Origin of the sequence: Pilimelia columellifera subsp. columellifera (genome assembly GCF_039532605.1) — a bacterium.
Lineage (GTDB): Bacteria > Actinomycetota > Actinomycetes > Mycobacteriales > Micromonosporaceae > Pilimelia > Pilimelia columellifera.
Map to the genome: position 1 here is coordinate 1 of NZ_BAAARY010000008.1, position 21499 is coordinate 21499.

Annotated in this window: 18 protein-coding genes; 9 read left to right on the plus strand and 9 right to left on the minus strand. The window is 66.5% G+C overall.

Annotation, left to right across the window (positions count from 1 at the left end; all coding sequences use genetic code 11):
• Positions 1-487: 487 nt before the first annotated feature.
• The 3 genes from ABD287_RS10360 to ABD287_RS10370 form a co-directional block, all read right to left on the minus strand.
• On the minus strand, positions 488-748 hold the full coding sequence (locus ABD287_RS10360) for a hypothetical protein (RefSeq protein ID WP_344171673.1): 261 nt from the start codon (positions 746-748) through the stop codon (positions 488-490).
• Entirely contained in the window at positions 745-1734 is a 990-nt protein-coding gene (locus ABD287_RS10365; RefSeq protein ID WP_344171675.1) for a DnaB-like helicase N-terminal domain-containing protein, read from the minus strand. Before ABD287_RS10365 ends, ABD287_RS10360 begins: the two co-directional genes overlap by 4 nt.
• An 81-nt stretch (positions 1735-1815) precedes the next feature.
• Complete coding sequence (locus ABD287_RS10370) at positions 1816-2889, minus strand: M23 family metallopeptidase (RefSeq protein WP_425565584.1); 1074 nt, start codon at positions 2887-2889, stop codon at positions 1816-1818.
• 409 nt (positions 2890-3298) lie between these two features.
• Between ABD287_RS10370 and ABD287_RS10375 the strand changes: the two genes are divergently transcribed.
• The 9 genes from ABD287_RS10375 to ABD287_RS10415 are packed head-to-tail and all read left to right on the plus strand — an operon-like array spanning position 3299 to position 12676.
• Positions 3299-3598, plus strand: coding sequence for a hypothetical protein (locus tag ABD287_RS10375; RefSeq protein ID WP_344171679.1), 300 nt, complete (start codon positions 3299-3301; stop codon positions 3596-3598).
• 7 nt (positions 3599-3605) lie between these two features.
• On the plus strand, positions 3606-4337 hold the full coding sequence (locus tag ABD287_RS10380) for a DUF8175 domain-containg protein (RefSeq protein ID WP_344171681.1): 732 nt from the start codon (positions 3606-3608) through the stop codon (positions 4335-4337).
• Positions 4334-5740 (plus strand): hypothetical protein, encoded by a 1407-nt coding sequence (locus tag ABD287_RS10385; protein WP_344171683.1) that lies wholly within the window; start codon positions 4334-4336, stop codon positions 5738-5740. Before ABD287_RS10380 ends, ABD287_RS10385 begins: the two co-directional genes overlap by 4 nt.
• Complete coding sequence (locus ABD287_RS10390; RefSeq protein ID WP_344171685.1) at positions 5737-7272, plus strand: SCO6880 family protein; 1536 nt, start codon at positions 5737-5739, stop codon at positions 7270-7272. The genes ABD287_RS10385 and ABD287_RS10390 overlap by 4 nt, the downstream gene beginning before the upstream one ends.
• 7 nt (positions 7273-7279) lie before the next feature.
• A complete protein-coding gene (locus tag ABD287_RS10395; protein ID WP_344171687.1) occupies positions 7280-8791 on the plus strand; it encodes a type VI secretion protein in 1512 nt (503 codons plus the stop codon).
• The gene (locus tag ABD287_RS10400) at positions 8784-10568 is read left to right on the plus strand and encodes a type IV secretory system conjugative DNA transfer family protein (protein ID WP_344171689.1); all 1785 of its coding nucleotides are present in this window, start codon (positions 8784-8786) and stop codon (positions 10566-10568) included. The genes ABD287_RS10395 and ABD287_RS10400 overlap by 8 nt, the downstream gene beginning before the upstream one ends.
• Entirely contained in the window at positions 10561-11370 is an 810-nt protein-coding gene (locus tag ABD287_RS10405) for a hypothetical protein (RefSeq protein ID WP_344171691.1), read from the plus strand. Before ABD287_RS10400 ends, ABD287_RS10405 begins: the two co-directional genes overlap by 8 nt.
• Positions 11371-11376: 6 nt before the next feature.
• Positions 11377-12399, plus strand: coding sequence for a DnaB-like helicase N-terminal domain-containing protein (locus ABD287_RS10410; protein WP_344171693.1), 1023 nt, complete (start codon positions 11377-11379; stop codon positions 12397-12399).
• Between the two features lie 13 nt (positions 12400-12412).
• Positions 12413-12676, plus strand: coding sequence for a hypothetical protein (locus tag ABD287_RS10415; protein ID WP_344171695.1), 264 nt, complete (start codon positions 12413-12415; stop codon positions 12674-12676).
• Between the two features lie 379 nt (positions 12677-13055).
• On the opposite strand, the gene ABD287_RS10420 is transcribed toward ABD287_RS10415, so the two are convergent.
• From ABD287_RS10420 to ABD287_RS10445, 6 genes are all read right to left on the minus strand, one after another.
• Entirely contained in the window at positions 13056-13448 is a 393-nt protein-coding gene (locus ABD287_RS10420) for a hypothetical protein (protein WP_344171697.1), read from the minus strand.
• 181 nt (positions 13449-13629) lie between these two features.
• Positions 13630-15060, minus strand: coding sequence for a P-loop NTPase family protein (locus tag ABD287_RS10425; RefSeq protein WP_344171699.1), 1431 nt, complete (start codon positions 15058-15060; stop codon positions 13630-13632).
• A 489-nt stretch (positions 15061-15549) separates the two neighbouring features.
• Positions 15550-16110, minus strand: coding sequence for a hypothetical protein (locus ABD287_RS10430; protein WP_344171701.1), 561 nt, complete (start codon positions 16108-16110; stop codon positions 15550-15552).
• A 28-nt stretch (positions 16111-16138) separates the two neighbouring features.
• The gene (gene argS, locus ABD287_RS10435) at positions 16139-17863 is read right to left on the minus strand and encodes an arginine--tRNA ligase (RefSeq protein ID WP_344171919.1); all 1725 of its coding nucleotides are present in this window, start codon (positions 17861-17863) and stop codon (positions 16139-16141) included.
• Between the two features lie 79 nt (positions 17864-17942).
• Entirely contained in the window at positions 17943-20360 is a 2418-nt protein-coding gene (pheT, locus tag ABD287_RS10440) for a phenylalanine--tRNA ligase subunit beta (protein ID WP_344171703.1), read from the minus strand.
• 20 nt (positions 20361-20380) lie between these two features.
• A complete protein-coding gene (locus ABD287_RS10445) occupies positions 20381-21445 on the minus strand; it encodes a tRNA ligase subunit PheS family protein (RefSeq protein ID WP_344171705.1) in 1065 nt (354 codons plus the stop codon).
• Positions 21446-21499 lie beyond the last annotated feature (54 nt).

The window sequence follows — 21499 nt, forward strand, 5'->3', positions numbered from 1 at the left end:
TCTGCCACAACGGTTCGGGGCAGTACTTCTGAACATCATCCACACCAGCTCAACGAACGACCAGGCGCTGCAACAACCCCAAATGACACACGGTCTAAGGCTGCTGCCGACAGGCGATTTGGTGACTCGGATCAGGGAGGTCTATGCCGTCACATGCTGCGCACCTCCGCGACCCGGCGCAGGAAAAGGCCGTACACCCGCCCCGTCGGCTGACCGCAGCCAGGGCACGGTGCAGGCGCCAACGGCGGCCGGGGCCTCTACTACAAGCCGATCGCCGTCATCGACCACCCATCGATGTCTAACCCCGCCAATTGCGGCAGGATCGCCCAAACTAGACCGGCGGTATCCGAACGACTCTAGTCCTGGTCACGTACGGTTTCTACTGAAGGTGTGCCAGAGCCGTCTTCTCCAGACCCCCGCGTAACGGCGGGTAGTGGCTTAACGCCGGCCGGCCGGGCAGGGACCCGATGGGGGCGCCACGCAACGCTCAAGATGCTGGTGATGTGGGAGCGACCAGGATGTGTGCGTTGGTCCAGAGGGTGTGGCGGTCGAGTCGGGCGATAAGTTGCTGGTCGTCGATGCGTATCCAGCCGTCGGGGTGGGTGATCCACCACTTGTCGCGGTAGCGGACAAAGTCGGTGACGATTTTCGACAGGGTGCGAGCATCGCCGCCTTGGATGGCGTCGCGCATCTGTGGGTGGCTGAGCACCGGTGGCAGCTCGTCGGCGCTGTTGGCAGTGGTGGTCATGGGGTGGGCCGTGGTCCGTGCGGCGGTTGCGGCGGCGCCGGGGGCCGTAAGGTCGGGTCGATGCCCGCCTTACGCGGCGCGGCAGCCCGGGTGCTGGCTTGGCGGCTGGTGGTCTTGCGGCCGGCAAGATCGGCGCGAACATCGTTGGCGAGCAGGTCGCGGCCGATGGCGACCGCAGGACGGTGTGGCTGGGTCCGCCCGAGTCGGATTAGGTAACTCGCCACTGCGGTTGGCGCAGGCGGCTCGGGGTTCGGCGTGTCGCTGCTAGCGGTCCGGTCGGCGAGTTGGTTGGTAGCTTCCCATTCGATCGTGATCGTGTCGATCGGCTCACCCCGCCCAGCGAGCGCCTCCACGGCTGTCCACACCTGCCGGGAGGCTGGTGAAGTGAAGGTGTCGGCGTGCAGGAACCGTACGAGCGCGTCGGCCTGTTCCGGGTGAGCGACGAGATCGGCAAGAAGCTCGGCCTCCAGGTCATGGCGGCTGTCTGGCGTCGATGTTGCCTGTGCTGGCGCCTCGGGTGCGGCTGATGTGGCAGGGTCGCCGTACTCGCTAGCCACGTACGGGGCGTGGACGGTCGTGACCCGTCCGAGGGCGTCCGCCAGCAGCCGTCCTCCCGCTCCTTTCGGCGCACCGGCGAGGCGTTCGGCGTCGGAGGCCAGCTCTCGTCGGAATGCTGCCTCGCCGATGATCCGTGCGTACGCGAGCGCGTGGCCCGTGTCGGGTGCTGCGTCCTGCAGTTGGGTCAGCCACTGTTCGTCGACGCCGGGGATGCCGGCGCTCGCGGCGAGCTGCGCTGCGAGCGCCGCTCCGATCAGAACCGGGTCGGAGGTTCGGGCGGCGGTGATTGCGGTGAACAGTTGCCGGTTGAGCGCGTGCCCGAAGTCGGCGGCGTCCAGCAGTTCGATCACGACGATGGCGGAGACGTCGATCAGGAGGCTGGCCAGCAGCGCTTGTTCGGCTCTCATCACCAGTGAGGATTCTGGCACTGCGCCTCCTAGTCTAATGCGCCAACAGTTTCGGACCGTCTGACCGCGGTTTGATTCTGCGGTTTCCGGCTTTGTTCGTCGCTATTTCTTGCCGAGCTCAATGCCGTGTTGATGCATGAATGGGACTGGGTCTACCGCCCCGGTTCCGTTGCTGTCGCCGCCCAGGTGTACCTCAAAGTGTAGGTGTGGGCCGGAGGAGTTTCCGCTGGTCCCGACCACCCCGAGGATCTGCCCGGCGCCGACGCGCTGGCCGACGGTGACGGCAGGGCGGGCGAGCATGTGGCAGTAGCGGGTCATCACATTCCCGGCGTGTTTGATCTCCACGTACCAGCCACACCCGCCGATAGAAATTCCACCGTCCCGGTTGCACCCCCAATCCGCCGGCGTGGTTTGGCATTGCGCGACGATAACTACACCAGCGGAGGCGGCACGAATGGGTGTTCCCCGAGATGCTCCGAAATCGACGCCGTGGTGGTCGGGTCGCCCCGGGCCGCGGAAGGCGCTGACGATCGGCGCGACCACCGGGGCGGTCCACCCGCCCACAATCCCGCAGCCGGCGGAAGGGTCACGGCCGAGGCCCTTGGCGGCGTCCCCCGCGAGTTTGGTGGCCACGGGTTCCCATTTGGCGTAGGCGTCAGGGAACGCTGAGCGTTGAACGGCTTGCGCTGCTTCGGTGACCGACATCTGCTCCCAGCCCTTGACCCGTACGAGGCGCTGGTAGAACTTCGTCGAGGCGTAGACCGGGTCCATGATCTGCTCCGGCGTGCCCCAGCCTTGTGAAGGCCGCTGCTGGAACAGGCCGAGACTGTCGTGGTCGTTGTTGGCGCCGAGGTTGCCCAGGTTGACCAGGTGCGACTCCTGCAACGCGGTCGCGATGGCCACGATCCCGGCCCGGTGCGGCAGCCTCATCTTCGCGCCGACGGTGTAGATGATGACCGCGTTGGCGCGCTGCGCGGCGTTCAGCTCCAGATGCGCGCCCTCGCCAGCGCCGGGCTGCGGAGTACCACTGGCGTTGGTGGGCAGGCAGTCGCCGGGCAGCTGGTCGATCGTGCCGGCAGCGGCGGCCGTCAAGGTCACTCCGAGGACCAACACCACGGGAACGGCAGCGCCGACCGCGAGGATGGCGCGAGCGTTCACAGCACCCTCCAGACACATCCCCGAACAACCGCAGCGAACTCACGTTCAGTAGCCAAAACCGCCGCGCCTCCACATGGCAGCACGGATCGGCGAACGTGACGTTGATCAATAGCATCAACCTAGTGAGCTGCTGAAACTCGATCAACCCATAGATCGTCATAGAAGAATCGACCCGACGACGATTGACATCACCATCGATCAGGCAACACCACGTCACCGAAACGGCAGACCGGCATGGGCCGTGGGTGCCGACTGTCTGGTTCATCGACGTTACTGGCTGGTATTCGGTTGACGCTCACCTATCTCTGCTCCTTACGGTGATCACCTCGGCCGCTGACGGAACGTAGTTTCTGCTGGTCAGTGCGCCTGTACTCACGCCGCAACCTCTCCCTACGGGTGCTGCGGCGCCATGTCCACGGAGGCGTAGATGGTCATCGTTCATGCATTGGCCCAAGTCCTGGCCGACGTGCCCAACCCAGGGCCGGTCGACCCGACTCAGGGCGCAAAGGGCGTTGGCCTGCTGGTGTCCTACGTGAAGTGGGGTGTGCTGATCGCCTGCGGCCTGTCCGCGCTGGCTTCCGGCGGGATGATGGCCGTCGGCTCGCTGTCCAACCGTCCCGACGCGGTCGACAAGGGCAAACGGGCGCTGCTGTGGTCGCTGGGCGGCGTGATCGTGGTGTCCGTGGCCATTCCGATGGTCAACACCGTGTTCGGCGCCGCGGGCTGATTGCGCCGTGAACGGGGAGGACAACACTTTCCTGGCTGGCCCTCGGCACTCCCGCCGCATCATCACGATCGCAGCTGGACTGTTGGTGGTTCTGGCGGTCGGCGTGCTGCTGGTCGTACGCGCCAAGGACACGGCGCCACAGGAGCCTTCGCCGCAGGCGAACCCATCGGCATCACCGGCGCCCGAGGCGTCGCCTACGGGCGGGTCGAAAACACCGCTGCGCCTGGTCCACGGCAAGCGCACCCGCAACGGAATCGCTGTCGGATACCCGCACTCCGCAGCCGGCGCGGTATCAGCGGCGATCGAGTATTGGGCGCAGCTCGGCTCGACACTGGACCCCGACCGCGCACGCAAGATCGGCGACACGATCGCCGCCGATGACTTCGAGGACGCCGGTGACTACCTCGCCCGAGGGCCGAGCAACTCGCGCCGCAAGCTGGGCCTGCCGACATCCGGGCCCTTGCCGGAGGGATCGACGATGACGCTGAGCCCAGCCGCGTATCAACTTCGCGACCAGTCCGATGATCACATGACGGTGCTGCTGCTGTCCTACCTCACGACGACGACCCCGTCGTCAGGTGTGCTCAACCGCGTCGGAGTGTTTCCGATCGAGTTGGCGTGGCAGGGCGATTGGCGGATGCGGCGCCCAAGCGGTAATGACGGCGATTACCTGAGCCTGTCGCGTACTCCGGGTAGTGCGGAGGCAACCGCAGCCGGGTGGCAGGACTTCACACAGTGAGCGCGTTGCTGGCGCCTACTGACCCCGTCGGCTGTGCATTGGACCCGGTCGGCTGTGTCGGCGAGGCAGCCTCGAACGCCGCCGGAAGCGCGTTGGTCTCCGGCTGGGAGGGCGTGTGTAAGTCGTTCGCGGACGCGGCGGTGAGTTTGCTGGACACGTTCGCGAAGGCGTTCGTGGGCTTCCCGAACGTCGACCTGCAGTCGACGGGGGTGCAGAAGGTCTACGGGCTAAGCCTGGGCTTAGCAGGGCTGGTGGCCGTGCTGCTGCTGTTGTGGCAGACCATCCGGACCGTCCTGACCCATAATGGCGCCCCGCTGGCGCACGCGGTGGTCGGCTTGGGTAAGGCGGTGATCGCGTTCATGGTGACGCTGGTCATCGCCGGAACGGCGTTGGTGGCCGCAGACGGGATCACCTTGTTCATCGTGAACTACACCTTCGGCAACGCCGAAGGGCTGCGTACGAAGCTGACGACGATGTTTCAGGCGAACTTGACGAACGCCCCGTCGCTGCTGCTGATGCTCGCCCTCATCGCCATGTTGTTGACGTTGGTGTTGTGGTTTGAGCTGCTGCTGCGTAACGCCGCAGTCGCGGTGCTGATCGCTACGTCGCCGATCGCGGCGGCCGGGATGGTCGGGGAGTCTACGAAGGCGTGGTTTGCCAAGACCGCCCAAGCCACGCTGCAGTTGATCGTCCTGAAGCCGGTGATCGCGTTGGTGTTCTGTATCGGGTTCAGCATGAGCGGCGACACGAAGTCCAAGGACGTCGGCACCCTGCTGACCGGGATGATGGTGCTTTTGCTGGCGGCGTTGGCGTGGCCGGCGATCGCCAGATTCATGACGTTCGCCGAAGCCCGCGTCGGCGGCGGCAGTGGGCTCGCCGGGTTGATCGGCGCCGGGTCGAACCTGCTCAACGGCGGTGGCCGAGGTGGGGCTCCGGCTGGTGTGGACCCGAATCAGTTCTCCCAGGCGGCGGAGAAGCGGACGATGGCTGCACACACCGCCGCCGAGTCCGCTGCCGGTGGGGGCGCGAAGGCTGGCGCCGCTGGTGCTGGTGCGACGGCGGCGACCGGGGGTGCGGCAGCGGCGGTATTCGCGGCCAAGGCTGGCCTGGATGCTGCGCAGCGGGGCACGAACGCGTTGGTCGGCAAGTCGGAGCAGATGGCCGGTCACGCGGGCATGGACGGGGCGAACCCGCACGCGAACCCGGCCGGCTACCCGCGGCATGCCCAGCCCCGCTGGGCGGACAGGTCCCGGGACGACTACGAGCCGGGCTATCAGCCGCAGGACTCCGACGGTGTGGTGGAGCCGCCGCCACGCCAGTACATCGACCCCGAGTCGCCGCCGGCGCCGCGTCGTCAGGTGGGGCCGGTGGAGTACGAGCGGGACTTCGGTGATCAGCAATGAGTAAGAGCAGCAGCCGTGAGCAGATGCGTCCGGCCCGCACCTACATGGGGTGGCAGCGCGAGCGGGTGGCGTTCATGCTCGGCATGTCCGGCGCCCGCTTCGCCCTGGCCGCCGGCGCTGTCCTGGTCGCCCTGACCCCGTTGGTGGGCTCGCACCTACGGCTCGGGTTCGTGGCCTGGCCGGTGGCGGTGGTGATGGCGGTGCTGGTGTTCATCCGCCCCGGCGGCCGTACCGTCGACGAGTGGGCCACCGCCGCCGCCTCCTACACCGGCACAACTATGCGGCAGCAGAACAAATTCATCAGCGGACCCTTCAACCCCCGCCAAGGCCGTCCGGGTAAGCCCAAGCCGATGGACCTGCCCGGGATCTTGGCGCCGGTGCAGATCCTCACCGCCCAAATGGCCGACGGCCAACCCCTCGCCATCGTGCATCACCAGATCGACAACACCTACACCGCCGTCGCCCGCCTACGCGTCCCCGGCATCGGGCTGATCGACTCCGCGTTGCGCGACCGCCGCGTAGGCGGGTGGGGCGCCCTGATGGACACCCTGTGCACCGAGGGCAACCCGATCACCCGCGTCCAAGCCCTGCAGCGGCTGGTGCCGGAGTCTGCGGCGGCGCTGCGGCGGTGGCACGCCGATCACCTGCACCCCGATGCCCCGGCGCTGGCCGCGGAGGTGACCTCCGGGCTGCTGGCCAACTCGGCGCTGGCGACCTCGCAGCGGGAGGCGTACCTGGCGTTCACCATGGACGCCCGCCGAGTCGGTAGGCAGATCAAGCACGCCGGCGGCGGAACTGTCGGCGCCGCTGCCGTCCTCACCCGCCAACTGCGTGCCCTGTCGTCTGGTGTCGCTGGGGCGGAGCTGGGCATCGAAGCGTGGCTGAGCCCGCGTGATCTGGCCGAGGCGCTGCGGGCGGCGTTCGACCCAGACTCCGGCAATGTGCTCTCCGAACAGCGGGTCCGCACCGGAAACGGTGGTCCGCTGCCGGGCCTGGACCCGGGCGTTGCTGGGCCGGCGGCGGCCGAATCGTCGGCCGGCTCGTACCGGCACGACGGCGGCAAGTCGGTGACCTACTGGGTGCATGAGTGGCCGCGCCACCAGGTCCACTCCACCGTCCTGGAGCCGCTGCTGCGCGTCGGTAAGCACCGGCGCAGCCTGTCCCTGCATTTCGAACCGCTAGGGCCGGTGGAGTCCAGCCGCCAGGTGATGCGGGAACGCACCAAGCGGCGAACCCAGATCATCGCCAGGCAGAAACTCGGCCAAGTCATCCCCGAACACGAGCGCCTGGAAGACCAGCGCGCCCAGGACCAGGACGCCGAACGCGCCAACGGGCACGGCCTCGTGCGGTTCGTCGGCTACGTCACCGTCACCGTCACCCACCCCGAGGAGCTGGAAGACGCCTGCGCGGTGTTGGAGCAGGACGCCGCTGGCGCCGGCCTGGTGATCCGCCGGATGTGGTTCGCCCAGGACGTCGGTTTCGCCATGTCGGCGCTGCCGCTGGGTTTCGGGCTACCGAAGAAGCGGTGGTGACCGGTCCATGTTCAGGCGTAAGGACAACGCGCTGCCGGTGGCCGACGTCGCCGACATCATCACCCCACCCTCCCACGCCCCGAAGCTCGACAAACCAGCAAAGGAACCAAAGCCCCCGCGTAGGCAGGCCCACCGGATACCGCCCCGCCGTGGGCATCCGCGCCCGTTCCACGGGCGGGCGCCGCTGGTGCCGAACGTGCCAGTGCATCGGGGGTCGACCGGGCAGGTGCAGGGCATCTACCCGTGGCTCAACGGCGCCTCCCTACCCCCGTACGGCGCCTACATCGGGGTGGACACCATCACCGGCGCCGCTTTTCCCTGCCATCCGATCGAGTGGCTTCGCCGCGGCCTGATCACCAACCCGAACATGTTGATCACCGGCACACCCGGCGCCGGCAAGTCCGGGACCATCAAGGCGATGGGCCTACGGCTGATGGCCTACGGCGTGAAGATGCTGGTCTCCGGTGACATCAAGGGCGAGTACAACAAGTTCGCCGAAGCCCTCGGCGTCGCCCCCGTCAAGATCGGCCCCGGCCTGCCCGCCCGCCTCAACCCCCTCGACGCCGGGCCGCTGGGCCGCAACCTGCCCCACGAGGAACACGCCCTCCGCGAGCGCCTGGACGAGGTCCACCGCCGCCGCATCACCCTGCTGTCATCGCTGCTGTCGGTACGCCTGCACCGGGAGTTGACCCCAACCGAGGAGGCGGCGCTGTCGCTGGCGATCCACTTCGCCGCCGGACACTCCGACCGCGATCGCCGCGTCTTCGACCCAACCATCCCCGAGGTGTGGGCGCTGCTGCGCGACCCCACCCCGGAGATGGCCTACGAGCTGCGCATCCGCGACGACGACCCCCGCGAGCTGCGGGAGATGATCCGCCCGACCGCCGACGCCCTGGGCAACATGGTCCAAGGCTCCCTGTCCGGATTGTTCGACGGTCCCTCCACGGTCGGTCTGGACTTCGACGCCCCGATCCAGACCGTGGACCTGTCCCGCCTGGACGGCCGCAATGACGACACGATCTCCATGACTCTGGCCTGCGTCAGTAGCTGGAGCCAAGCCGCGATCGATCAGGCCGACGGGCCGGTACGCATGGTCGTACGCGACGAGCTATGGCGGGCGCTACGCATCCCCGCCATGCTGCGCAAGGTCGACTCCGATCTGCGGCTGTCGCGGGCGCAGGGCACCATCCAGATGCTGGCCACCCACCGGCTCGCCGACTTCGACTCCGTCGGCCCGGAAGGCTCCGCCGAGGTCGCCATCGCCCGGAACCTACTGGCCTCCTGTGATGTGCGGATCTGCATGATGCAGGACATCACCCCCCTTGAAGCCACCCGCGAAGCCGTCGGGCTGACCGACACCGAGTGCGCGCACATCGCCTCCTGGTCCGGCAGCGAGAACATCGGCTACGGAATCTGGAAAATCGGCCGAAACAACTCCTACTCCGTCTCCGTGCGCATGCACCCTGCCGAGCGTGCGTTGTTCGAGACGAACGAGCGGATGCAGGTGGCCCGTGGCTGACCACACCAACGCCCGCCGGCCCCTGTTCGACTCCGTATCGGACTACCTACTCGCCGCCGCCCTCGCCCTCGTCGCCGCCGTCCTGGTCGGAGTCTGGGCGGTCGGGCAGATCGCCGGCCTGCTGTTCACGTTCTCCTGGCCCGACGCTTCGGTGGGCGACAGCCTGCACATCCTCACCCACCTCGGCGGGAACTGGGCCGACCCCCGCCAGGCATGGCCCGCCGCAGTCCACGGCCAACTGCCGGGGCCGGTGGGCATGTACGCGGCGGCGCTGATTGTGCTGGCCTGCGCCACTGCCTGCGCCATGTTCGGGCTGCGCAAGGTCGGGGACCGACGCCGCAACCGCGGCTTCGCCTCACCCGCCGAGGTACGGCAGGCGTTCACTGAGAAGCAGGTCCTGGCCCGCGGCGCACGCCTACGCCCGGACCTCGACGCACCGACCGCCGGACAGGTTGCCGTGCCGCTGGGGCGTACGCGTATCCCGTTGTGGCTGGGTATCGAGCACTCCGTTCTCCTGCTCGCCGCACCCCGCCAAGGCAAGACCAGCCAGGTGATCATTCCGTGGTTGGCGAACTGGGACGGCCCGGCCCTGGTGACCTCGGTCCGCGACGATGTCGCCCTCAACACCATCACCCTGCGGCAGCAGCGGGGGCCAGTGCTGGTGATGGACCTGTCCGGGACCCGCTGGCCCTGGATGCTGCGCTGGTCACCCACCAGCGACTGCGAACGCTTCGACAAGGCCCGCGAACGCGCCGACATCATGGTCGCCGTCGGCAGACCCGAAACCGGATCGGACTCCACCAACGCCGGGTTCTTCGGCCTGACCGCCACCAACCTGCTCGCCGCGTGGCTGCACGCCGCCGCGCTGACCGGCCGCAGCATGGCCGACGTACTTCGCTGGTCCCTGGACGCCACCGACGACGAACCCATCCGCCTACTCGCCAGCCACCCCGACGCCGCCCCCGGCGTGGCCGAACTGATCAACGGGATCTATCAGTCGCCGGCCGAAACTCGCTCGAACATGTGGACCACCGTCCAAACCGCCGTCGCGCCCCTGCTCTCGACCGCGGCGCGGGACGTGTTCTGCCCGCCGCCGGGTGACGGCCTAAACGTGGCCAATTTCCTGCAGGACGGCGGAACTATCTACCTTCGCGTCTCGGAGAAGCAGGCCGGGGCGTTGGCGCCCTTAATCTCGGCCTTCGTTGACGAACTCACCGCCACCGCACAGCGGCTGGCCAAGCGCAATGACTCGGGCCGCCTGAGCCCACCCCTGGCGCTGATCCTGGATGAGGTCGCCAACGTCGTACCACTCCCCCACCTGCCGGCCCTCATGTCCTACGCGGGCGGGTCGGGGATCTTCGTCGTCGCCGTCCTGCAGGACATGGCCCAAGCAAGAGCCCGCTGGGGCCGCGACGGAGCGGACATGATCTGGGGCGCCGCCACAGCCAAGATCGCCCTCGGCGGCCTGACCGGCGACGAACTCGCCGAATTCTCCAAACTCGCCGGCGAGTACCGCGAGACGGTCACCAGCACCAGCCGCAGCCTGCAGCACGGCACCACCATGCAAACCCAGCTCGGAGACCGCAAGACGTTGAGCCCGGACCGGGTACGCACCCTCGACCAGGAACGCCGCCAGGCGCTGGTCATCGCCGGCACGACACCGGCGGTGATCACTCAGATGGTGCGGCACTACGAATCCGAGCAAGCCGACGCCTACGCCGCGTCCGTCACCGCCATACGCAAGCAGCTGGCCGAACTGGAGGAACACCGTGGCTGACCCCGACAACCCCATCGCCCGGCTCCGGCCCGGCGGCCGCGTCAACCCGGCACCCACCACCCGGCGGATGGGTGCCGGCGGGCGGCGACGCGACGGGGACGCCCCAGAGGCCGACCCGCGCACGCTCGTGCGGGAGTGGCACGCCATGACCCCCACCGAACGGCGCACGGCATGGGTGGAACTGGTCGACTGGGTCACCTGGCTACACGACCGCTACGAACTCGCCACCGAACACCGGCTACCCGAATGCTGGCCACAGCACCCCGGCCTCATCGAAGAACTCTCCGCACTCAAAGCGTGGCGGCACGAGATCTACAACAGCATCGCCCCGTCCGGACAAGCCGCCCGCTACTGGCACGCCGAACTACGCCTCGTCATCGCCAACGCCACCACCGCGTACGCCCAACCCTGCAGGGCCGGACACAAGACACCCCGCCACGATGCGCTCGCCGACCCGAACACAGACCTGCGCAGCCGCTGGCTGTCCGCCGACCCCCTCGCTGCGGTGCCGGCCAGTCTCATGACCGCCGGTATTGAACAGACCCGCGGCGGCGACCGCATCCCGGACGCGGTCATCCACGACGCCCTGCACCGCGGCGACGCCCGGCCACTCGGGCAGCAGGTCGCCGACTTCGTCCACTACGACGGCTTCTGGTGGACCCCTGAAGACAGCACCGGGATGTGGCTGCAGATCAGCGACCCGGTGTTCGCCGCCGACCTCGACCGATCTGCCGACCGGCTCGCCGAAGCCGACCAGGCCGTCGCTCAAGCCCAAACCCAGCGCCGCCAGGATTGGAGGTAGCAGCAGATGACCACACTCAACACCCGAGCCGAACAGGCACTACTCGGGGCGCTGCTGGCCGAACCCGTACCCGCCACCGCGGAGTTCGCCCACCTGCGGCCCGACGACTTCGGCAACAGCCTCCACACCGCCGTCTACACCGCCATCACTGAGACCCGCACCGCCTACCCCCACCTCGCCAGCCACCCGCTGGCTGAGCAGGTCGCCGAACGGGTCAACACCGAAGGCATCGACGCCGGCTGGCTCGGCGGGCTTCGTGACGCGTGTCCTGAACCGCGGCACGCTGCCGCATACGCGCGGATGGTCATCGACGCCAGCCTGCGCCGCGACATCAACCAACACGCCGCCCGCATCACCACCAACGCCGCAGCCAGCCGCGACGTCGACGGCGCCGCGCACCTCAACCGGCTCGCCGCCGCACTCGCGAGGCAGGCACAAATCAACGCCGCCCTCATCGAAGCCGAGCTCGACGACGATGCCGCGCCACGTCATGCGGCTCTGCCCGAGCCGCAGCCCGCCGCCCAGGTCGATCCGGCAAGGGTGATGGTGGAAGAGGAGCTGATCGCCGACCTCATCCACAACCCCGACCAGGCCCGACAGCTCGGCCGGTTCCTGCACTCCGACACTTTCACCAGCCCCCAACGGCGCGAGATCTACGAGGCCGTCGTCTCCGTCGCCTTCGACGGCGGGCCCGTCGACGAACTGATCATCGGCTGGCAGGTCGAGCAGACCCGCGCCGCCGACCGGGCGTTCACCGACCTGCCTACCGCACTCTGGTCGATGGGCGTAGCACCCGAAACCGACCAGGCCCTACTCGCCCGCCTGGTCCGTACCCGGCCCGCGCGCACAGCCGTAGAGCTGGGACGGGATCTCCTCACCGAGGACGTGCGGCAGCGGCTCGCCGGCCGACTCGCCACCCTGGCACCCATAACCCAGCCGCCGCCGCGCCCCGGCAACGGGCTGGACCCGCATCTGCGGCCCCCGCGACCTACGGACGGCCATCACTTTCAACCTCGCCGCGACCAGTAGAAGGAAGGCCCGCATGAGCCACGACACGCCACAACCGACCGTCCCCACCACTAACGATGGCCGTGAGCTGCCGTTGGAGGTCAGCCACCGTGAGATGAGCGATGCCTACGACAACGGCGCCGCCACCACCTTGTCGGACCGCAGCACCGACTTCGTCTACTACCGCCAGGCGTGGTGGATCGCTGACCTCACCGGCTGGCTACGCATCACCGACCACCTCACTGTCGCACGGCTGGAACGGCACGCACGCTGGGCAAACCCCAACTGGGCACAGTAGAGACGGCAGGTCGCGTACAGACACCCTGTCACGCCGCCACAGGCGGCGGGCATCGCTGCGGTGGCCTTGGGAGGACACGATGCTCGGCTTCGATCCCGACCTCGCTGATCAGCTAATCGGCGGCTGGGAAACGCGACCTCACCAACCAGGCCGAACAACCCAACACTGATTCTGACGGTCTGACGTGGCCCACACGGACCGCCTCAAGTGGGGCACACCATGGTGAGGGACCCGGGTCCCGCGACGGCAACGCTTCGTAACGAGAGTCCAGGCTACAGCGCGCGTTATTCGCGGCATGTGAGTGCGCCCTGGTTCGAAGTCTGGTCAGGGCGGGGCGGGGCTAACCTCGCGATTGGAAATGTCGATGCCACTGTACAGTTCACTCGGTGGCACCGGCGGACCGCAACTGCCGCCCGAGTTCCCCGACAAGAATGCGCGGGTAACGTCGCCACCACCAGAGGTCGGGATCATCGAAGTAGTGGAACTGCGAGAGAACATAGCCATCATCATTGATCGTTGCCGCTCGGAACCGGTTGTCGAGATTCCTGATTCTATCGGTCCACCGTAAGACGACCTGATCATCGAGGAGTAGCCATGCCTCGTGCAGCCAGTTGCGGCAGTATAGGTCACTGGTGTACTCGTCGACCTCATCGTGGTAACCCTTCTCTACCTCAGTTACTAACCAACTCCATGCCTCGGCTCTCTCCTCGACTGTGAAGGCGGCTCGCCATCCTCGCTGCTGCAGGGTGACGCCGACGTCAGACTCATCCACGACCCCAGGCTAGGCGTCCGAACCCAAGTGGTCGCGAGGGTTCCTCAGCACGACCGGCCGGTCCCGGTGACCGACTAGGAGTGACGCTGTGCAGCGAGCGGTCGGCGGCAATGGAGTGCGGCGCGCGAAAATGGCGCCTCTGAAGGCTGTTAGGCGTAGCTTGGTGTAGTGCCGACCCGAGTCAACGAGGAATCAAATTGTAATGTAGCGCGTAGGTCTTTAGTTTTTCCATGATATATGCAGCCATCGAGGATGCTTTACAGTGCGCTGGACTAAGGTGATGGAACTCTAGATGCAATTCCTCATCCCGCATCAAAATTACGGCGTCAGCAAATGCCCCAGAATCGCCGAGGTCCACCTCAAAAGCACCTTTTGCGGCCGAAAACTCTGGCACAACTTGCTCCACTAGACCGCAAATTGCCTGATTAACTGCTTTGTGTCGCCGTGCCGAAACTGCCTGGATCGCTTCGTAGGCCGCTAAGGTCGCGTCAGCCGTTCGCCCCTTGCTTGTAGACGTCAGTTCTGCCGAGGTAGTTGCAGTGAGGAATCGATAGAAATCCGTATTCCGGAAAGTCGTAGCTGCGTTAGTGGCGTTTCGACTGAGTCCAGCTTTGGACGTTAATTGCTGCAAGTCATGGTCACCGTGATGCAGGGCGGCATAGCTGACAGAACTCGGGGTCATCGTTACGAGTCGGGCTTGAAATAGGGAAATGACATATGCGAGATGGTGGCTTGGATTTTTAAGGCGTGCTTTCCAATACTTGCCAGAAATGGACCTTGAAGAATAGGACACTAACTCTTCGGCCTTGATGTTCAACTGCCCGGCCCGTCGTAGCCGATTCGCCTCACCCACAACTGCGCTATCAGACGACACTACAAAGAGTAGGCGTGGAAGTGAACGCGCCAAGCGCACCTCCTCAACGCTGGTTGTAACCATGTCACGGATGGTTTCGAGGAAGGCGCCGACGGAGTCTTGCCCTTGGGTCGCAACTTCAATAGCAGTTACGTCAATGGCGAGTTCCTCTAAGGTTTGATCCAACTGAATTAATAGGCGTTCCAGGATGGTGGGCCATTCGGTCGAGCTTGGCCCTCCGATAGATAATTCCCCGGCAGCGGGTGCGAGGGTTTTACCACCAACCTTGCGCGCGGCATTAAGGAGGCTGTCTCGCCAGTCGTCATCCGTTGTAGGCCAAAGGATAACCAAATCTGGCCTGGTTCGCGCTATTCCGTTCAGCGAAGACATCAGTTGCCCGAGTCCAATGTCGTCGTCAGTCTGTTCGCGATTATCGATCAGTACGGGGATATTGCGACTGGTTTGAGTTGGCAATTTTTCATTGAGCCACCTAGGTAAATCCCTTAATGATACCGTCGAAGGCACGGCGAAGACTGGCTCGTATTTTTCCGGAAGAAGTGAAGAAAGAGCGAAGACTGCGGTTGTTTTTCCCGTACCGGAAGGTGCTGTAATAAAGCCCATGACGCCTCCGAGCTGAACTTCTGCTGCTCGGCGTAGAGCTTCGAATCGCTGTAGATCTGCCTCTACCGGAACAATAAGAGGCGTGGGGTCAACGGCACCCCTCAAGTGCTCAAAGCGGGTCGGAATGCCTATTAGCACGACTCTACCCCCGTATCGACATGGCAAGTGCCACCTATAGTGCCAGGCAAAGCAGACCGGTGCGGCTGGGTTCGTAGAACTCGTGGACTTTGAAACGGTAGTCCGAAATTGCCGGCAAGTCGTGTCAATGGCGGGCAAGAGAAGGGCGCCTAGCTATTGGGTACTCAACTCGGCATGAGCGCGCGTCGTTGGATGGTGCTCTGGCGTGACGACCACAACTATGTGTCGCCGAGGCATCGAGTGGTTCGACCCACTGGCGGGGCCACTTGGGGCGTCCGTGTGGGCCACGTCAGGCCGTCAGACCACAACGCCGTCGCCCGCCCTGACCGGGCAAGCCCGCAGCCGGCCGGCCTCGTCCAAGTCATGGTCGACGCCTCCCGGACACTGACGGGCCTGCACCTGGACGAACGGGCACGGCAACAGCCAGTCGCCCGCCACCCCCACCGCCATCCAAGAAAGCCGGGCCGCGGCGAGGGCCTGGCGGCCCTTTTAGGAGCCACGGTAGCGTGCGGCCATATACACCTGATGACCCCACCGCGCGTCGTGGACCGGATGGTGAGGGCGCGGATTGTGCGGCAGCTCGACCTCTGTCTCGATAGCGAGGGCGTGGAGATCATCACATCGGGTTGGCCACCCCGATGCCTGCGGCCCGGCAGCCGAGGACACCAGTTGGTAGTCCCAGTCGGCGTATGCGCTCCATATTTCAGCGGCCTCCGTCGCGTCAAAGCCGAACGTCCCGACGTCCGCGATCGTCGGGAACCACGCCCACACCTCCGTAGCGCCGTGTAGGAACTCTGCCAGGGCCGTCGCCATCTCGGAACCGTCCAGGACGGGTACAGCGGGGTCAATCAGCGGTAGCACCTGCGCCTGGACGAACGGGCTACATGGCACCGCTAACGCATCGGCCGCTACCGCAGTGAACTGCTGACCGCCATCGTCAACCATCCCCACCCACAGCAGTCGTGACCGGCCGGTCCAGGGCAAGTCGGTGAACTCGGTGTCAAGAAAAACCCGACGTTCGCTGCCGACCGCAGGTGTCTGAGACATCATCGCGATCGTTCATCCCTGGGACGGATCATCACATCTGATCGGGTGCCTGGATACCAAGCAGGCCAAGTCCGAGGGCAAGTGTTCGGGCGGTCGCGTCGCAAAGCACGAGGCGACTGTCGCGGACTTCGTCTTCGGCTTTCAAGACCGTGCACTTCTCATAGAAGGCAGTGAAAGCGGCGGCCAGCGTGTGCAGGTATTGGGCGAGCCGGTGGAACTCCAGGCCGGCTTCCACCTCGCGCAGGACGCCTGCGAATCCCAAGAGTTCGATCGCCAGGGCACGCTCGGCTGGATCGTTGATTACAAGCTGCTTGGGCTGGCGGTCAGGGGCGATGCCGGCGCGACGGAAGATGGAGCAGATCCGGGCGCGGGCGTACTGCAGGTAGGGGGCGGTGTTGCCTTCGAAGGCCAGCATCCGGTCCAGGTCGAAGATGTAATCCTTGTTCCGGTCGGTCGACAGGTCGGCGTACTTTACCGCTCCAATCCCGACAGCCTTGGCGACGGCAGCGCGTTCCTGCGGGTCCAGGTTCGGGTCCTTCACTGCAATCGCCTCTGCGGCACGGGTGACGGCTTCGTCGAGTAGGTCGACGAGTTTGACGGAGACGCCGGCGCGGGTGCGCAGCATCTTGCCGTCCGTGCCGAGGATCGATCCGAACCCGATGTGTTCGGCGCTGACGCTATCGGTGAGCCAGCCGACTTCCCGGGCGGTCTGGTAGACCATCTCGAAGTGCTGCCGCTGCGGCAGCCCGACCACGTACAGCAGCCGGGTGGCGTACAGGACGTTGATGCGGCGGCGGATGGTGGCCAGGTCGGTGGCCGCGTAGCCGAAGCCGCCGTCGGACTTTTGAACGATCAGCGGCAGGGGCTTGTCGTCTCGGCCGGTGAACCCGGTCGGGAAGACGCACTTGGCGCCCTCGGACAGCGTCAGGATGCCGCGGGCGTCGAGTTCGTCGACTACCGACTGGAGTTGGTCGTTGTAGAAGGATTCGCCGTAGTAGTCGTCGTCGGTCAGCCGGACGTCGAGCAGGGCGTAGACGGTGGCGAAGTACTTCTTCGAGTCGGCGACCAGCGTCTCCCACAACCGACGGGTTGTTGGGTCACCGGACTGCAGCGCAACGACCCGCTGGCGGGCGCGGGCGGCGAACACCTCGTCGGTGTCAAACTTGCGGCGAGCGGCCTGGTAGAAGCCGTTCAGGTCGCCAACGGAGAGTTCCGCGGCGGCTTCGGTCTCGCCGATGGCTAGAAGGTGCTCGATGAGCATGCCGAAGGGTGTGCCCCACTCACCGATGTGGTTCTGCCGGATGACGGTGTGCCCGAGCCATTCCAGAAGCCGGACGGCCGCATCCCCGATGATGGTCGAGCGCAGGTGCCCGACGTGCATCTCCTTCGCCGCATTCGGCGCTGAGTAGTCGATAGTGATCGTCTCGGGCGTCTGCGTGCGTGGGACGCCCAGCCGGTCGTCGGCCAAGACGTCGGCGACCAGCTCACCGAGCAGACTGTTGGTGACGGTGAGGTTGATGAAACCGGGGCCGGAGATCTCCACCTGCGTGCACAGGTCGCCCAGGTCGGCGGCGGCCACGACCTGCTCGGCGATGGCCCTGGGGTTGGAGCCGAGGCGACGGGCCAATCCCAAGGCAGCGTCTGACTGGAAGTCCGCGTGCTGCGATCGTCGAACGGCAGGTTCGACCGGCTCGCCGGCCACCATCGCGAACGCCGCCGCCATACGCTGCTTGAGCAGGTCTTCCAGGTTTGCCATAGTCACGCAGTCCTCTCTAGGCGCGAAGTGGTCATCGTCCTCGGATGCCCCAGCGCTCGCCGTGAGCGTTCAATCCAACTCAGACTTCGCGTAGGCGCGCGCCGTGATCTGCGGCCAGTGCGTCGAGTACCTGCTGTCGTGTAGCGCTAATCTCGTCGGCGGCGAGAGTGTGGTCGGCGCGGGCGGTGATGCGCAGGCTCAGGGATCGGTGTGCGTCGGGCACCCAGGAACCGCGGAACTCCCCGATGTACGCGACCGTGTTCACGGGCGCGCCAACGGCGGTTGTGGTGCCGGCAATGTCCGCCCAGGTGACGGTGTCGGCGACGACGACGGACAGGTCGAACTCTGCGTCGGGGAACTCCGGTAGTGGGGTGAAAGTGTTGGTACGGGAGCTATGTGCGCGTAGCGCGGCCGCGTCGATCTCGAACGCGGCGGCCGATACGGCGATTCCTGCGGCCCGGCGGGCTTTGCTGGTGAGTAGTCCGAGTGTGCCGATGTGTTGGCCGCTGCTGGTGATGGTGAGTCGGGCGCTGGCGTCAGCCCAGCTGGCGGGTTCACCGTCGGTGGTGAAGGTCAGGTCGGTGAGGTGGGCGTGGCCACGGAGGTGTTCTAGGACGCCTTTTGCACGGCGGAATAGCGTAGGCCCGTCGCCTCCGACCAGCACGGCGGCCAGCGACAGCCGGTGTGCCGGGAGGATTTCGAAGCGGTCGCGGTAGGGGGCATCAGCGCCGGCGTGGAATACCGTGCCCGCTTCGTAGATGGCGATGGTGTCGGTGTAGCGCAAGTTCGCCGCCGCCGCTTCGAGCAGGTTGGGTATGAGGGCGGGGCGGAGGCTGTCGCGGTCCGGGGCGGGCGCTCCGTCGATTCGGACGGTGGTGTCCTTGGTGTGGCCGGTGGCGGCCAGGAATGCGTCGATGGTCCACGGGTACGTGACGACCTCGTGCAGGCCGGCGGCGGCGAGTTGTTCGCGTAGGACGCGCTCCAGCGGGCGGGCGTTCAACTGCCGAGCGGGCCGCAGGGGCACGGTGAGGCCGGCGGTGGGGATGGTGTCGTAGCCGCGGATGCGGGCGACTTCTTCGATGATGTCGTGTGGTCCGCTGATGTCGCCGGTGGACCGCCACGTCGGTGCCGTGATCTGCAACCGCCCGCCGTTAGTACTGGTGACATCGAAGCCGAGGGTGGTGAGAGTGGCTGTGACGTCGGAGCCGGTGAGGGTCTCGCCGATGCGGGTAGTCAGGAAGCCCAGGTCGGTGTCGACGACCGCCGGCTGGGTGGCCGTGTTCGCGCTGTCTTGGGAGCCGAGTAGCTGTGTGTTGGGTGCGAGGTCGCCGAGCAGGTGCAGGAAGAGGCCGACGGCGGCGTCGACGCGCTGGGTGTCAAGGTTCTTCTCGAACCGGGCGGACGCTTCAGTGCGGATGCCCAGGTGTTGGGAGGCACGGCGGATCGGCTGGGGGTGGAAGCTAGCGGTCTCCAGCACGAAGTGGCGGGTGCTGTCGGTGACGGAGCTGTCGGCGCCGCCGATAATCCCGGCTACCCCCACCGGGCCTGCGGTGTCGGTGATGACCGGTGTTCCGGCTTCCAGCTCTCGGCTGTGACCTGCGAGAAGATCCACCTTGGTCGCGGTGTTGGTCACTGATGCCGAAAGGGGGACGGTGATCTGGTCGCGGTCGTAGACGTGGGCCGGCTGCCCGACCGTGTGCATGACGTAGTTGGTGAGGTCTACGCACAGGCTGCGCGGGTTCTCGCCGATGCGGGCCAGGCGGGAGCGCACCCACAGTGGCGCCGGCCCGTGCTCGGGCAGGTCGAAGGAGACCGCGACGAACCGGCGGCACAGCTGCGCATCGAGCTGTCCGATGAGCCCCTCGACCGGCGCAGGTAGGGCAGCGGCTGGGAGAGGTTTGAGTGGCAGGTGGTAGATGGCGGCGAGTTCGCGGGCCATGCCGTAGTGGCCCCACAGGTCGGGACGGTTGGTCAGCGACTTGTTGTCGATTTCCAACACCCAGTCGTCGTAGCCGACCGCCGAAGCCAGCGGCGTACCGGCGGGCACGTTGAGGTCGACGGCGTCGAGCAGGGCGGTATCGCCACCGGGGAACAGACCGGCCAGGCCGACGTCGGCGGGTGAGATGAGCACGCCGTAGCTGTCGATGCCCATCACCTGCGCCACCGCCACCTCCCGCACAGCGTCGCCTCCGCGAGGGGTGAGCCGTGCACCAGGCAGCGCGAGCCCGAGGATCCGTCCGGGGGTGAGGTCGGTGACCCGGCTAGCCACGGTGATCGGCTGCGGCTGTCCGATGTCGCAGGTCAGGCGTACGCCGTTGTCGCCTAGTTGGGTGACGTCGGCGATGTGGGCGACGACGATGTTGGTCAGCTGGTGGGCGGGGTTGGTCCAGCCTTCGACCTCGACCGTTTTGAGGGTGATGTCGTGGGCGATGGTGGTGATGTCGAGGTCGGTGGGCAGGTCGATGTAGTCGCGTACCCAGTCCAGGGATAGCTTCACGGTCGGTGTCCCTTGCGGTGTTAGGCGAACTGGGTGAGGAAGCGCAGGTCGGCGGAGTGAAACAGGCGCACGTCGTCGATGCCGTAGCGCATCATCACCAGCCGGTCGAGGCCGACGTTGACGTAGAAGCCGGTCCACTCGGCCGGGTCCAGACCACCGGCACATAGGACGTTGGGGTGCGGTGCGCCACCAGGCATGACCTCCAGCCACCCGACCTGCCGGCAGGTTCGGCATCCCTGTCCGTCGCAGACCTGGCAGCGCATGTCGATCTCGAAGCCGGGTTCGACGAACGGGAAGAACCCTGTCCGCATCCGCGTCTCGACCGGCTTACCAAAGACGGTGTCTAGGATCGTGTCGACCAGCATCTTGCCTGCGGTCAGCGGCACGTCTCGGTCGACGATCAGCACTTCATACTGGAAGAACGCCCGCTCGTGTCGGGCGTCGGTGGACTCGTTGCGGTACACCCGCCCTGGGTACACGAACCGGAACGGCGGCTCATGCTCACGCATGTACCGGATACTCGCCCCGGTCAGGTGCGGACGCAGACACAGCCGCTGCTCACCGTGCTTGTCGGCGGTGCCGGTCAACCAGTAGGTGTCCATGGACTCGCGGGCCGGGTGGTCGGCCGGGAAGTTCATGTGATCGAACTCGAACAGCTCCGAGGAGATCTCCGGCCCGGAGTACACCTCAAAGTTCAGCGCGGTGAAAGCGTCGTTGAGGTCGTACATCATCTGCACCGTCGGATGCAGACCACCCGGCCCGCCCGCCGGTGGCAGGCCCGGGAGTGTGACATCGAACGGTTCGGCCAACGCCGGCTCGGCGTCCAGCAGCTCCTGCGAGCGTGCCGCGAGTGCCTGCTCGACCTCGCCCTGGGCGGCGCCCACGGCCGCGCCGACAGTCTTGCGGTCCGCCGGCGGCAGGGTGCCGACGAGGCGCCGAAATTGCAGCAGGGTGCCGGTGCGGCCCAGAAACTCCCGACGAACCTCATCCACCGCGGCGGTGGTGTCCGCTGCCGCGACTGCGGCCAGAGCGCTCTGGCGCACCTGGTCGATCTGGGTGGGGAGGTCACTGTCGGTGCTGGTCATCGCCTTGTCACATCCGCATCTCGGGGACGGGTTGCCCGGTCCGTCATGGTAGTC

Bases quoted from the DNA above. Each gene is read 5' to 3' on its own strand.
- argS (WP_344171919.1), bottom strand. From the start codon at position 17,863: ATGGCAAACCTGGAAGACCTGCTCAAGCAGCGTATGGCGGCGGCGTTC.
- ABD287_RS10415 (WP_344171695.1), top strand. From the start codon at position 12,413: ATGAGCCACGACACGCCACAACCGACCGTCCCCACCACTAACGATGGC.
- ABD287_RS10390 (WP_344171685.1), top strand. From the start codon at position 5,737: ATGAGTAAGAGCAGCAGCCGTGAGCAGATGCGTCCGGCCCGCACCTAC.
- ABD287_RS10445 (WP_344171705.1), bottom strand. From the start codon at position 21,445: ATGACCAGCACCGACAGTGACCTCCCCACCCAGATCGACCAGGTGCGC.
- ABD287_RS10430 (WP_344171701.1), bottom strand. From the start codon at position 16,110: ATGATGTCTCAGACACCTGCGGTCGGCAGCGAACGTCGGGTTTTTCTT.
- ABD287_RS10395 (WP_344171687.1), top strand. From the start codon at position 7,280: ATGTTCAGGCGTAAGGACAACGCGCTGCCGGTGGCCGACGTCGCCGAC.
- ABD287_RS10410 (WP_344171693.1), top strand. From the start codon at position 11,377: ATGACCACACTCAACACCCGAGCCGAACAGGCACTACTCGGGGCGCTG.
- ABD287_RS10375 (WP_344171679.1), top strand. From the start codon at position 3,299: ATGGTCATCGTTCATGCATTGGCCCAAGTCCTGGCCGACGTGCCCAAC.
- ABD287_RS10360 (WP_344171673.1), bottom strand. From the start codon at position 748: ATGACCACCACTGCCAACAGCGCCGACGAGCTGCCACCGGTGCTCAGC.
- ABD287_RS10370 (WP_425565584.1), bottom strand. From the start codon at position 2,889: ATGTGTCTGGAGGGTGCTGTGAACGCTCGCGCCATCCTCGCGGTCGGC.